Here is a 13,251-nt window from a genome sequence, read left to right on the forward strand (position 1 = left end):
TTTTCAGGTTTTTATTATGTCGACTTTGGCTTCTCCCTCTGTGCAGGAACAACAATTCTTAGAGGCTTTTCAGCAAGCCATTGATACACAAAAGCTTGATCGTGTGGTGCTGAGTCAATATAAAGGCGAACTGGAACAATTAGAAAAAATCACCTTACGGGTGATTCAGCTAAATCAAGACACCGTTTTAACTTGTTTGTATCGCCATAAAACGCAGGATATCACCAAAAACTATCCTTTGGCAGAAGCACAGATACAATTGAGTCACTTATTGGCAGATTGTAAACAGGCCAATTTATTCACGACAGATCAGGAAATTCAGCTAAAAAAGAACAAAAAGAAAGCCATGCTTAGCATCAGTAAAACAGCACCGACTATAGCGAAACCGAAAGAACCACAAGGACATGACCGAGAAAAGCAGCGTTATGTCGATCAATCCAGCCCATTTTTACAACACTTGGGGATTAGCGATGCCAAAGCGCAAATTATTCCGAGCATGGCGCGGAAATGGAAACAGATTAATAAATTTATTGAAATTTTTTCGGGTGCCTTGGCGCAAATCAAAATTTCGGAAAATACCTTGCGCGTGGTGGATTTTGGTTCAGGCAAAGGCTATTTAACTTTTGCGCTCTATGACTATTTGCAAAAGCAGCAATTTATTCCCTTTGTGACTGGGGTGGAACTAAACCCGAAAATGGTTGAGTTTTGTCAGTCGGTGGCGAGTGCTTCAGACTTTCAGCAGCTAGATTTTTTTCAGGGCGATGTGCGCACCTATCAGCCAGAACATTTAGATGTAATGATTGCTTTGCATGCCTGTGATGTCGCCACCGATTTTGCAATTCATACTGGTATTCGCCTGAATGCACAAATGATTATGTGCGCGCCGTGTTGCCATAAAGAGTTGCGTCCACAATTACAAAGCCCAAGCGTGTTGCAACCGATGCTGCAATTTGGCATTCATGCAGGGCAACAGGCGGAAATGTTAACCGATACCATCCGCGCTTTATTGCTCAAAGCCTATGGTTATGACACCAAAGTTTTTGAGTTTGTCGCTTTAGAACACACCAGTAAAAACAAAATGATTTTGGCAACCAAACGTCAAAATTGGAGTGAACCTGATCAAGCAGTTTTGGCACAAATTCGTGATTTAAAAACCATGTACGGTATTCAAAACATTCTTTGGAGTTGTTGTTGAACGATCAGTGGGATCAACAGGGCATTGGTTCTAAGTGCTAAGCAAGATGGAACAGGATATAAAGATGCAAGATTATGAAATTCAATCGGGCACTTGGACACAATTTGCTGCAGAGGCCAAATCTATTCGTGAGCAAGTCTTTATTCAGGAACAGCGAATTGCGCCTGAAGATGAGTGGGATGCACAAGATGCAGTTGCCTTGCATTTTGTGGTCTATGCAACTGGACAGGCGATTGCAACAGCACGTTTACTGGAAAATCACAGTATTGGACGGGTCGCAGTGTTGAAATCACAGCGCGGTTTAGGTGTGGGACGTGTTTTAATGCAGCATATTATTCAGGTGGCAAAGCAGCAGCAACGTCCGTGGGTCAAGTTGTCTGCGCAGGAACACGCGATTCCGTTTTATCAAAGTTTGAGTTTTCAGGTTGAGGGTGAGTCGTATTTAGATTGTGGTATTCCGCATGTAGATATGCGATTGATATTTTAAATGAATTGTCGATAGTCCTGATTTTAATCGTGCAAAATAAAAATCGCCATGATGGAATGTGATCATGGCGATTTCTTTTTATAAACTGTATGAACAGAGCCGCTAGCGCATATTAATGTCCATGTGCGGGTGCTGGCTCATGGTTTTCAGGCATATTGGCATGTTCTGTTTCAGTCATACCGTGTGCATCTGCAGTTTCAGCAGCCAAAGCTTCACGTGCTTCACGATCTGCTTGTGCTTTTGCCAATGCTTCTTGTGACATAGCTGGCGCATTTTTAAAGGCGTGTTGCTGAGTATTCTGCTTTTGTTGCTGGCTAGGCATGTAGTCAGGTTCATTCGTGACCGCTAACCAGAAAATAAACATGAAAATTCCACCCAAAATACAGAAAATAAAGAGTGCTTTCCAACCCCAAGGTGATTTTTCAGGAGTAAGGCGTTCGGTCATGTGCATCTACCCAATTTGAATCTAAATCTTAAAATTATGTAACTTTATAACATAAAATGCATGAAAAACGGATTAAATTCTATTTATGCAGGGATATTCATTGTAATTTTGAGCAAATAAAAAGAGGGATGATATATCCCTCCCAGATTGCTTTAAATTTAAAGTTTAGCTTTAAATGCTTTTAGCACCTGCAGCAACACGATCTTGCAAGATTTTAGGTGGGGTAAAACGCTCGCCATATTCAGCAGTAAGTTGCTGTGCTCGTGCCAAAGCCTGTGTTAAACCATATTGATTCAAAAATTGTAAAGCACCACCTGTCCATGCAGGGAAGCCAATGCCAAAAATTGAACCAACATTGGCATCAATGACAGATTCTAAAACACCTTCTTCCAAGCAACGTAAGCTGTCCAGTGCTTGTACAAATAAGAAACGGTTAATCATCTCTTGTTCAGCGATTTCGGTATTTTGATACCAATGACTTAATCCCGACCAAAGCTGTTTTTTACCCTGTTCAGGGTAGTCATAAAAGCCTGCACCTGCAGCTTTGCCTTTACGTGAGAATTGATGAATCATGGTTTGAATGACTTCATCTGCACTCGACAGTGGTCGGTCTTTTCCTTCGGCTTGCAGCGCCTTACGTGCTTCCTGTGCCACGTGTTCAGATAAGGTTAAAGATACTTCATCCTGAATAGCAAGTGGGCCAACAGGCATACCTGCTTTTAAAGCTGCCATTTCAATTTTGGCAGGATGTACGCCTTCTGCCAGTAAGCGCAAGCCTTCCTGCACAAAAGTGCCAAACACCCGACTGGTAAAAAAGCCACGTCTGTCATTGACTACAATCGGTGTTTTACCAATGTGTTGCACAAAGTCATATGCTTTTGCCAAAGTATCGGCAGAGGTGTTTTTTCCTTTAATGATTTCTACCAACGGCATTTTATCGACAGGACTAAAGAAATGCAGTCCAATAAAGCGCTGTTGATCTTGCGCAGCTTGGGCAAGCCCGCTTATTGGCAAAGTTGAGGTATTGGATGCCATCACACCTTGTTCTGCCAGAAAAACTTCGGCTTCTTGTGTGACTTGCGCCTTGAGTTGAGGATTTTCAAATACCGCCTCAATAATCAAATCACAGCCTTGTAAATCGGCAGCCTGTGCCGTTGGATGAATATTGGCTAAGACTTGTGCTGCTCGCTCTGCACTTATACGACCTTGCGATACTTGTTTATCCAATAGTTTTTGACTGTAAGCTTTGCCTTTTTCAGCTTGTTCGATGGATACATCTTTAAGAACAACCGCAATGCCTTTGCTTGCTGTGGCATAAGCAATGCCTGCGCCCATCATGCCTGCACCTAAAATGCCGACTTTTTGAGTTTGATGCGGTGCAATGCCTTGCGGACGGCCACTGCCCGATTTAATCGCATTCAGCCCATGCCAAAAGGTGCCAATCATATTTTTAGAAATTTGACCTGTTGCGAGCTGGGTAAAATAGCGAGATTCAATGCGTAAGGCTGTATCGACATCAACCTGCGCACCTTCTACTGCTGCACTCAAAATTGCTTCAGGCGCAGGGTAACAGCCTTTGGTTTTGTCGCGTAGCATGGCAGGAGCAATGGAAAGCATTTGCGCGACAGCAGGTGTAGATGGTGTTCCCCCAGGGATTTTATAGCCTTTGACATCAAATACTTGTTGTGATTGAGGATGTGCAAGAATCCAGTCTTGGGCTTTGCTGAGTAATTCTGTTTCATTTTCAGCAAGATCATGGATTAAACCTAAACTTTGTGCTTTTTCCACACTCAGCTGTTTGCCTTCCATCAACAGCGGCAGGGCAGTTTGTAAACCCAATAAACGTACCATCCGCACAATACCACCGCCACCAGGCAATAAACCTAAAGTCACTTCGGGTAAACCAAACTTGGTTTTTGCATCACGAATTGCAATACGATGATGACAGCACAGAGCAAGTTCCCATCCGCCGCCGAGTGCCGTGCCATTTAAGGCAGCTACCACAGGAATACCACGGGTTTCAATATAACGCAGCTGTGCTTTTAGGCTTTCAATCATCTGAAAAAATGAGCTGGCATGCTCAGGCTGTACTTGAATCAACTCATCTAAGTCACCGCCTGCAAAAAAGGTTTTTTTCGCAGAGGCGAAAATGATTCCCGCCACTTGTTCGTCTGCTTTTAACTTTTGTACCACTTGCGCTAATGCATCTCTAAAGTCAGCATTCATGGTGTTGGCAGATTGATTTGGTGAGTCAAAGGTTAGAATGACAATGTTATCGGCATTTTTATAATAGTGAATGGCGCTCATTTTTATACTCCTTATACTCGCTCAATAATGGTGGCAATTCCCATCCCACCGCCTACACATAATGTAGCCATGCCGCGTTTTTTATCTTGTCGTTCTAGCTCGTCCAGTAAGGTGCCTAAAATCATGGCACCTGTAGCGCCAAGTGGATGACCCAAGGCAATAGCACCACCATTCACATTGACTTTGGCGGGATCAACCTGAAGTTCTGTAATAAAACGCAGAACCACGGCTGCAAAGGCTTCATTGACTTCAAACAGATCAATATCTTCAATGTTCAGTCCTGCTTTGGCTAAGGCTTTGCGTGCTGCAGGCGCGGGTCCTGTGAGCATAATGGCAGGGTCTGTGCCAACCAGTGCGGTAGCAAGCACTTTGGCGCGTGGTTTTAAGTTGTGTTGTTGTACCGCTTGTTCCGATGCAATCAAGACCAATGCCGCGCCATCAACAATACCTGATGAATTGCCTGCATGATGCACATGATTGAGTTGTCCTGCTTCAGGATATTTTTGCAGGGCAATCGCATCAAAACCCATTTGTCCCATATTGGCAAAACTCGGCTTGAGCTGTGCCAAGCTTTCAGCCGTGGTCTGTGGTTTGATAAATTCATCTTGTGCCAAAATCACCACACCTGCCTGATCTTTGACAGGTACAATCGAGCGCTCGAAATGTCCCTGTGCTTGTGCTGCTGCGGCTTTGTGCTGTGATGCTGCTGCAAATTGATCGACTTCTGTACGGCTATAGCCATCGAGTGTGGCAATTAAGTCAGCGCCAATACCTTGTGGAATAAAATCACAAGCCATATTGGTTTCAGGGTCGAATGCCCAAGCACCACCATCGGAACCCATTGCCACGCGTGACATAGATTCCACACCACCTGCAACGATTAAATCTTCCCAACCCGAACGAACTTTTTGCGCTGCGAGGTTCACGGCTTCTAAACCTGAGGCACAAAAGCGGTTGATTTGTACCCCAGCAACATCATTGTCCCAACCTGCGGCAATCGCTGCGGTTTTGGCAATATCTGCACCCTGATCGCCAATTGGTGTGACACAACCCAAAACAATATCGTCTACTTGTGAGGTGTCTAGGTTGTGTCGTTGTTGCAATTCATTCAATAAGGTTGTGAGTAGGCGAATGGGTTTAACTTCGTGTAATGCGCCATCTTTTTTTCCTTTGCCGCGCGGAGTGCGAATAGCATCAATGATGTAGGCCTCGCTCATAATCAATCCCTTGTCGATAGTTTTCTTTATGATTGCTTTTGAGTGTAATCTGAAAATTTTGAAGTGCAATGACGAGAACGGTACAGGTCAGTGAGGTTTTTTGCTAATTGGGATGACGCAGTAATTTGGCAGAAAGATTGAAACTATAATAGAGCGATAAAAAAAGCCCTTGCGGTGTGCAAGGGCAATCGATTGGAATTACGAGTTATTGTGAATTGTCGATTCTAAATTAATGATAACCGTGCAACTGACGGTATAAACCAGGTGTGACGCCAGTCCACTTTTTGAAAGCACGGTGGAAAGTACTGGTTTCGCTAAAGCCAACTTGTTGTGCCACATCTTCAAGGGTAAGTTCAGGATTCAGCAATAGGTGAATCGCGGCATCACGGCGTAATGCATCTTTTACCCCTTGATAGCTTTTACCTTCTGCAGCCAAACGACGACGCAAGGTTTGTGGCGATAGGTACAGCATGGATGCAACATCGTTCAAGGTTGGCATTTCTTCGCCAATTTGGCTCTTTAACACGTCACGAATACGCGAAGTTAAAGAATTGGTGTTTTTGAATTTCACCAACAATTGCGCAGGCGCGGTTTTTAAGAATTCGTCTAAGGTTTCTTGGGTTTGACGAATTGGTAAATCCAAGTAGTCGGCAGCAAAGGTAATTTCGGTGCGTGGCATGTCAAATTGCATGACAGGCGCAAAGAACAGCGCATCGTATTCATCTGCATGTGCAGGACGTGGATAGCCAAAATGTACGCGCTCCAAAGGCAGGCGACGTTCAATCAGCCAAGATGCCAAGCCGTGCCAAATCATCAACATACTTTCAGTAATAAAGTGATCAGGATCCATAGCTTGTGGAATAGATGGTACCAAACGTGCTTCGTGTTTATCACGTTCTAAGGTAACCGACCAATCATCACCAAACAGTTTGTAGAATTGCGAAGAGAGTTCTAAGGCATCGCCCAGTGTTTTGGCGTGAATTACCAATTGGCACATGATCGCGAATGTACCCAAACGACGTGGCTGAGAATCAAAACCCACGTGTTCGTCTTGGGTCACCATCCACAACATTTTAATAAAGCGAGTATATTGTTCAGGTGAAATACGTGCTTTCGGTTGGCGCAGAAGTTCTGCCTCAATACCGACATGAGATAATAAGGTTTCGACATCCATGCCGAGTCGCTTAACACCCGTGAGCGCTGCATTTACAAAATGGATACTAATGGTATCTCTGCTCATGTTAAATCCTTCAGTCTCTTTTGTATTCACGTAAGCTTGACCTAAATGACGCTAAAAATTGAAATTGGCAATTTACAATACCAATTTTACTTATTTTACATAATAAATTGCCGAAATGATCAAGGTAAATGGCTGAACATGACATTGTGTTACAGTTTTGCTGTTTATAAGATGAACGGAAAATCAGTAAAAATCGAGTAATCACAACAATGACACATGCACTGAGCGGTTTAAAAGTTTTAGATTTTTCTACCTTATTGCCCGGCCCTTTTGCCAGTTTGTATTTGGCGGATATGGGTGCAGAGGTGATTCATATTGAATCGGCAACCCGTCCTGACTTAATTCGTTTATTTCCGCCCTATGCCAATGGACAAGCGACTTCGCACAGTTATTTGAATCGGAATAAACAGTCAATTACTTTGGATTTAAAATCCCCCGAAAGTATTCAGCTTATTCACGATAAAATTGCCGAATTCGATATTGTATTGGAACAGTTTAGACCAGGCGTGATGCAGCGTTTAGGGCTGGACTATGCCAGCTTGGCAAAAATTAATCCGCGACTGATCTATTGTTCCATCACAGGTTATGGACAAACAGGCGATTATCAAAAAAGGGCAGGACATGACATCAACTATTTAGCCTTGTCTGGCATTGCGGGGCATAGTGGACGGCAAGCGGGTGGGCCGCCACCGCTCGGGATTCAAGTGGCCGATGTAGCAGGTGGATCATTGCATGCTTTGGTGGCGATTTTAAGTGCAGTGATAGAACGTCAGTGCAGTGGTTTAGGGCAGTATATTGATATTTCGATGACCGATTGCGCTGCGACTTTAAACAATATGGCCGCTTCAGCAGTTTTGGCGGCACAGGTTCCTCAATATGCTGAGCAATCTTACTTAAATGGTGGCACCTATTATGACTATTATGAAACAGCAGATGGCCGTTATCTTTCAGTCGGTAGTTTAGAGCCGCAGTTTATGCAGGGTTTGGCACAGATTTTAAACTTACCGATACTTTTGGAAAAAGGGGCATCTTTAGATCCGCAAGAGCGCTTGCAAGTCAAACACGCTATTCAAGATAAAATTAAAACACAAAGTTTTGCCACATGGCAGCAGGTATTCGCGCAATATGATGTCTGCGTTGAACCTGTATTCACTTTAGATGAAGCCTTACATTCACCTTTGGCACAGCAACGCGGTTGGACAGTAGAAGTTCCTATTCAGCAGAATGCCGAAAAAACTGAAACTCAGTTGGCGTGTCCAATTAAATTTTCACGTTCTCAAATGCGTTACGATTATATCGGGCAGGCTTTGGGCGCAGGGCAGTGGTCATCTCAGACTAAAAATCAGGATGAAGATAAAGCCAAGTCATAACCACAGGTAATCAATAAAAGTTCGAATAGATGCTTTAGCAGAAAAAGTGCTAAAGCATGCACTATTTTGTGATAGCTCTATAAAAAGCCTGTAAATTTTGGCAAAGGCTTACAGGCTGTGATGTTGCAATGGCTTATCAATAAAATCGCTAATAAATATGTAAAAAACACATTTTGTTGATAGATTGAATCTCGCTATGCTGTCAGCCGTGATAATAGAAATGACTAGCTGTACGCCATGTATTTATATACTGATTTCGATCAGCAACTGATTAATGAACGTGTTGCACAGTTCCGCGACCAAACGGAACGTTATTTAGCAGGCAAATTGACTGAGGATGAATATCGTCCATTGCGTCTGCAAAATGGTTTGTATGTACAACGCTATGCGCCAATGTTGCGTATTGCGGTGCCTTACGGTCTGATGAACTCTAAGCAATTGCGTAAAGTTGCGCAGCTTGCCAAAGACTATGACCGTGGCTATGCGCACGTATCAACACGTCAAAATATTCAGTTTAACTGGCCTGCACTGGAAAATGTGCCTGACATGCTGGCAGAGCTTGCAACCGTACAAATGCACGCAATTCAGACTTCGGGTAACTGTATTCGTAATACCACCACAGACCAGTATGCAGGTGTCGTGGCGGGCGAAATTGCTGACCCACGTCCAACCTGTGAATTAATTCGTCAGTGGTCGACTTTCCACCCTGAATTTGCCTTCTTGCCACGTAAATTCAAAATTGCGGTGTCTGCACTGGAAGAAATTGACCGTGCTGCGACTGCATTTCATGACATTGGCGTCTATATTGTTAAAAATGCGGCAGGTGAAACGGGTTACCAAATTAAAGTGGGTGGTGGTTTAGGCCGTACGCCAATTATTGGTAGTGTGATTCGTGAATTCTTGCCACGTGAAGATTTGATTGCTTACTTAGAAGCTATTTTACGTGTTTATAACTTGCATGGTCGTCGCGACAATAAATATAAAGCACGTATCAAAATTTTGGTAAAAGCTTTAACGCCAGCAGTATTTGCAGAAAAAGTTGAAGCTGAATTTGCACATACGGTGAAAACCTTAAAAATTGATGCAGAAACTTTGCAAAAAATGGATGAAAACTTCACGCCATTTGCTTATCAAAACTATGCCGATGAAGATTTTAGCGAGCTGTTTGCACAGTATCCAAAATTCAAGCAATGGTTCAACATCAACACCAATGCGCACAAAGTACAAGGCTACCGTATTGTCACCATTTCATTGAAACGTGCAGGTGTTGCACCGGGTGACATGACGACAGAAGAAATGAATTTGATTGCAGATTTAGCCGATCAATATACCTTTGGTGAATTGCGCACCACGCATGAGCAAAATATTGCTTTGGTAGATGTGCCACAAAAAGACCTGTTTGCATTGTGGCAAGTGCTCGATGCCAATAACTTGGCGCGCGCGCATATTGGCTTTATTACCGATATTATTTGCTGTCCGGGTGGTGATTTCTGTTCACTTGCCAATGCCAAATCTATTCCAATTTCAGAAGCCATTTCACGCCGTTTTGATGATTTGGATACCATTTATAATCTTGGCAAACTGGATTTAAATATTTCAGGTTGTATGAACGCTTGTGGTCATCACCACGTTGGTAATATCGGGATTTTAGGTGTCGATAAAAAAGGCGCGGAATTCTACCAAATCACTTTGGGCGGGCATGCAGACCATGATGCGTCAATCGGTGATATTTTAGGGCCATCTTTTGCTGCTGAAGTGATTCCTGATGTGGTGGAAGAAATTTTAAATACCTACTTAGATTTGCGTAGTGAAGGTGAAGATTTCATCGACACTTATCGCCGTGTCGGCATTCAACCATTTAAGGAGCGCGCTTATGCTTAATACTGCACTACCTGTGCTCGCAAAAGATGGCACGATTGCAGACAATACTTATCAAGTGATTGCTGAAGATGCAGCATTACCGCAAGGTGATGTGGTGCTCAGCGTTGAACAGCTTGATCAGTTGGCACAAATTTCAGGTAAAAAAGCCCTATATTTAACGGTAGATGCTTCGCCTGAAAACCATGAATTTCCATTGGCAGAACTGGATGCGATTTTTATTGAATTTGCAGGTTTTAACGATGGCCGTGGTTATTCTTTTGCGGCATTGTTACGCCGTCAAGGCTTTCAGGGTGAACTTCGCGCAGTCGGTGATGTCTTTAAAGACGTCTTAAATTATATGAAGCGTGCAGGTTTCGATACTTTCGTGATTAAAGAAGGTAAAGATGTGCAAGAAGCTGCAGCAGGTTTGGCGGACTTTACCCATCCTTATCAAGCTTCTACCGCAGTGCCAAAACCAAATTATCAAACAGGTGCGTAATATATTGATGATGGATTTCATCGAAATGTAGATAGATTTTATCGAAATATCACGGTTCACACATTTACAAACAGCCTGCCATGTGCAGGCTTTTTGTTTGCCTTAAAATGATCAAACGGCTTGTTTTATCGCACTTCTTAATGATTTAATTTACCGTAAAGTGCTGTAGTATAAGCACGCTGATGTAGCATCGCAGTCTTATGTAGGCGTTATTTTTACATTATCAAAAATCAATCAAGACGATAATTTGATGTGATTATCCTCTGATTTATTTTTCAATTTTTTCATGATGAAGTGATTTGTCTTTATGCAAAATTCTATCCGTATTGGTATTGCTGGTTATGGCAACTTAGGTCGTGGTGTTGAAACGGCGATTCATAAAAACCCAGATTTACAATTGGTGGGTATTTTTACCCGTCGTGCGCCTGAAAGCGTTTCACCATGTTTTGCTGAAACAGCAGTGTTTCACATGGATTCATTGTCAGATTTTCAAGACAAAATTGATGTGCTGATTTTATGTGGTGGTTCAAAAGACGACTTGCCACAACAAGGTCCAGTACTGGCGAGCCAATTTAATATTGTCGATAGTTTCGATACGCATGCACGTATTCCTGAATATTATGCATCTGTAGATGCACCTGCGACAGCGAACAAGAAAACTGCACTCATCTCAATTGGTTGGGATCCAGGCATGTTCTCGATTAATCGTTTATTTGGTGAAGCGTTGTTACCTGATGGTGAAACCTATACTTTTTGGGGTAAAGGTTTAAGTCAGGGTCACTCAGATGCCATTCGTCGTGTTGATGGTGTAAAAGCAGGTGTGCAATATACCATTCCATCGAATGATGCCATTGAACAAGTGCGTAGCGGTGCGCGTCCTGTATTAAGCACCAAAGATAAACATACTCGTGAATGTTATGTCGTACTTGCAGAAGGTGCCGATGCTGCTGCGGTAGAGCAAGCGATTGTGACCATGCCAGATTATTTCGCTGACTACAACACAACCGTAAATTTCATTGATGAAGCGACTTTAGCCAAAGATCACCAACGCATGCCACATGGTGGTTTTGTCATTCGCAGTGGCAATACTAGCGATGAACAAAAACAAGTGCTTGAATTCTCATTGAAGTTAGACAGCAATCCTGAGTTTACCGCGAGTATTTTGGTGGCTTATGCACGTGCTTGCTATCGTTTAAACCAAATGCAGCAATATGGTGCAAAAACTGCTTATGATGTTGCGCCAGGTTTATTGTCAATGAAATCGCCTGAACAGTTGCGTGCAGAATTGCTCTAAACTTTTTAAAGCTATAAGCAAAAAGACGAATCAATGATTCGTCTTTTTACTTTTTGAATAAAGAAGGGTTAGGGAATGACTTTATTCAATCTACCTCAATCCCTCTTTACGAAATAGGGGTTGCAAGGCACTTAAAGTAATTCAATCGCGACCGCAGTTGCTTCACCACCACCAATACAGAGAGCAGCCACACCACGCTTGCCACCTGTACGTTTAAGCGCATGAATCAAAGTTAGGATAATACGTGAACCTGTAGAACCCACAGGATGCCCAAGCGCACATGCACCACCGTTAATATTCACTTTTTCAGGATCAAGCTTGAACTCATCCATTGGGCACATGGTGACCATAGCAAAAGCTTCATTAATTTCCCATAAATCTACATCTGCAACTTGCCAAGCTGCTTTATCCAATACTTTTTGAATCGCAGCAACAGGGGCGATGGTGAACTCAGATGGGTGTTGTGAATTGGTGGCATAAGCCACAATTTTCGCCAATGGTTGCAAACCTTTGCTTGCTGCATTTTCTGCAGATGTCAGGACTAAAGCCGAAGCGCCATCCGAAATTGAGCTGGCATTGGCTGCGGTAATTGTGCCATCTTTGGCAAAAGCTGGACGAAGTGTTGGAATTTTTTCAATATTGGCATTAAAAGGTTGTTCATCTTTATCTACAATGACATCGCCTTTACGAGTTGTAACTGTCACAGGGACGATTTCATCAGCGAAATAGCCTTCATTTACGGCAGTTTGCGCGCGTTTGAGAGAGCGAATCGCAAAATCATCCATTTGTTCACGGGTATAGCCTTTGCTATTGGCCATATCTTGTGCGAATGAGCCCATTAAACGCCCTGTTTCTGCATCTTCTAAGCCATCTAAGAACATGTGATCTTTCACATCACCGTGTCCCATGCGGTAACCTGCACGTGCTTTAGTCAGAATATAAGGTGCATTACTCATCGACTCCATGCCACCTGCAACAATGATGGAAGCAGAACCTGCTTTAATTGCATCGGCAGCTTGCATGACAGCTTTCATGCCCGAACCACACAGTTTATTGATGGTCACTGCACCTGTTGAATCTGGTAAACCTGCTTGACGCATAGCTTGACGTGCAGGACCTTGTTTTAGGCCAGCAGGCAAAACACAGCCCATAATGACTTCTTCTATATCTGTGGGTTGCAGACCTGCGCGTTGAATTGCGGCTTGAATACTTGCTGCACCCAGCTCAGGTGCAGTCAGTGTGGCTAAACTGCCCTGAAAACCACCCATGGCAGTACGAGCGCCATTCACAATCACGATATCAGTCATTTATATTCTCCAAATTGTTCTGTGCATTGT

At 43.2% G+C, this 13,251-nt stretch carries 10 protein-coding genes and 1 pseudogene; 6 read left to right on the plus strand and 5 right to left on the minus strand.

The window, feature by feature from the left end; genetic code table 11:
• Positions 1–16: 16 nt before the first annotated feature.
• Positions 17–1,236 (plus strand): annotated as a pseudogene (locus FTU39_RS07655) (SAM-dependent methyltransferase).
• 23 nt (positions 1,237–1,259) lie between these two features.
• Entirely contained in the window at positions 1,260–1,682 is a 423-nt protein-coding gene (locus FTU39_RS07660) for a GNAT family N-acetyltransferase (RefSeq protein WP_004972455.1), read from the plus strand.
• A gap of 112 nt (positions 1,683–1,794) precedes the next feature.
• Here the strand turns inward: FTU39_RS07660 and FTU39_RS07665 are convergent, their stop codons facing one another.
• The 4 genes from FTU39_RS07665 to FTU39_RS07680 all read right to left on the minus strand — a co-directional run bounded on the left by FTU39_RS07665 (position 1,795) and on the right by FTU39_RS07680 (position 6,891).
• The gene (locus FTU39_RS07665; protein WP_004972453.1) at positions 1,795–2,127 is read right to left on the minus strand and encodes a hypothetical protein; all 333 of its coding nucleotides are present in this window, start codon (positions 2,125–2,127) and stop codon (positions 1,795–1,797) included.
• A gap of 171 nt (positions 2,128–2,298) precedes the next feature.
• Positions 2,299–4,434 carry a 3-hydroxyacyl-CoA dehydrogenase NAD-binding domain-containing protein gene (locus FTU39_RS07670; protein WP_180051957.1) on the minus strand — a complete coding sequence of 712 codons (2,136 nt, stop codon included), beginning with the start codon at positions 4,432–4,434 and terminating at the stop codon, positions 2,299–2,301.
• Positions 4,435–4,445: 11 nt separating this feature from the next.
• Positions 4,446–5,651, minus strand: a complete 1,206-nt coding sequence (locus FTU39_RS07675) for an acetyl-CoA C-acetyltransferase (RefSeq protein ID WP_180051958.1) — start codon at positions 5,649–5,651, stop codon at positions 4,446–4,448.
• A gap of 229 nt (positions 5,652–5,880) precedes the next feature.
• Complete coding sequence (locus FTU39_RS07680; protein ID WP_004972448.1) at positions 5,881–6,891, minus strand: AraC family transcriptional regulator; 1,011 nt, start codon at positions 6,889–6,891, stop codon at positions 5,881–5,883.
• A 209-nt stretch (positions 6,892–7,100) separates the two neighbouring features.
• On the opposite strand from FTU39_RS07680, the gene FTU39_RS07685 reads away from it, so the two are divergent.
• The 4 genes from FTU39_RS07685 to FTU39_RS07700 all read left to right on the plus strand — a co-directional run bounded on the left by FTU39_RS07685 (position 7,101) and on the right by FTU39_RS07700 (position 11,914).
• Positions 7,101–8,261 carry a CaiB/BaiF CoA-transferase family protein gene (locus tag FTU39_RS07685; RefSeq protein WP_180051959.1) on the plus strand — a complete coding sequence of 387 codons (1,161 nt, stop codon included), beginning with the start codon at positions 7,101–7,103 and terminating at the stop codon, positions 8,259–8,261.
• Between the two features lie 237 nt (positions 8,262–8,498).
• On the plus strand, positions 8,499–10,142 hold the full coding sequence (locus FTU39_RS07690; RefSeq protein WP_180051960.1) for a nitrite/sulfite reductase: 1,644 nt from the start codon (positions 8,499–8,501) through the stop codon (positions 10,140–10,142).
• Complete coding sequence (locus tag FTU39_RS07695) at positions 10,135–10,620, plus strand: DUF934 domain-containing protein (RefSeq protein ID WP_180006101.1); 486 nt, start codon at positions 10,135–10,137, stop codon at positions 10,618–10,620. The genes FTU39_RS07690 and FTU39_RS07695 overlap by 8 nt, the downstream gene beginning before the upstream one ends.
• A gap of 307 nt (positions 10,621–10,927) precedes the next feature.
• Positions 10,928–11,914 carry a diaminopimelate dehydrogenase gene (locus FTU39_RS07700; RefSeq protein WP_004972441.1) on the plus strand — a complete coding sequence of 329 codons (987 nt, stop codon included), beginning with the start codon at positions 10,928–10,930 and terminating at the stop codon, positions 11,912–11,914.
• 131 nt (positions 11,915–12,045) lie between these two features.
• Here FTU39_RS07700 and FTU39_RS07705 read toward each other — a convergent pair whose 3' ends face one another.
• Positions 12,046–13,221: a thiolase family protein gene (locus FTU39_RS07705; RefSeq protein WP_180051961.1), complete on the minus strand. Its 1,176-nt coding sequence runs from the start codon at positions 13,219–13,221 to the stop codon at positions 12,046–12,048.
• Between the last annotated feature and the right edge of the window lie 30 nt (positions 13,222–13,251).

Source organism: Acinetobacter sp. YH12099 (genome assembly GCF_013419195.1).
Classification (GTDB): domain Bacteria; phylum Pseudomonadota; class Gammaproteobacteria; order Pseudomonadales; family Moraxellaceae; genus Acinetobacter; species Acinetobacter towneri.

What these genes read in the sequence shown, in the direction of transcription:
- FTU39_RS07660 (WP_004972455.1), top strand. Translation starts at nt 1,260, where the DNA reads ATGCAAGATTATGAAATTCAATCGGGCACTTGGACACAATTTGCTGCA.
- FTU39_RS07665 (WP_004972453.1), bottom strand. Translation starts at nt 2,127, where the DNA reads ATGACCGAACGCCTTACTCCTGAAAAATCACCTTGGGGTTGGAAAGCA.
- FTU39_RS07670 (WP_180051957.1), bottom strand. Translation starts at nt 4,434, where the DNA reads ATGAGCGCCATTCACTATTATAAAAATGCCGATAACATTGTCATTCTA.
- FTU39_RS07675 (WP_180051958.1), bottom strand. Translation starts at nt 5,651, where the DNA reads ATGAGCGAGGCCTACATCATTGATGCTATTCGCACTCCGCGCGGCAAA.
- FTU39_RS07680 (WP_004972448.1), bottom strand. Translation starts at nt 6,891, where the DNA reads ATGAGCAGAGATACCATTAGTATCCATTTTGTAAATGCAGCGCTCACG.
- FTU39_RS07685 (WP_180051959.1), top strand. Translation starts at nt 7,101, where the DNA reads ATGACACATGCACTGAGCGGTTTAAAAGTTTTAGATTTTTCTACCTTA.
- FTU39_RS07690 (WP_180051960.1), top strand. Translation starts at nt 8,499, where the DNA reads ATGTATTTATATACTGATTTCGATCAGCAACTGATTAATGAACGTGTT.
- FTU39_RS07695 (WP_180006101.1), top strand. Translation starts at nt 10,135, where the DNA reads ATGCTTAATACTGCACTACCTGTGCTCGCAAAAGATGGCACGATTGCA.
- FTU39_RS07700 (WP_004972441.1), top strand. Translation starts at nt 10,928, where the DNA reads ATGCAAAATTCTATCCGTATTGGTATTGCTGGTTATGGCAACTTAGGT.
- FTU39_RS07705 (WP_180051961.1), bottom strand. Translation starts at nt 13,221, where the DNA reads ATGACTGATATCGTGATTGTGAATGGCGCTCGTACTGCCATGGGTGGT.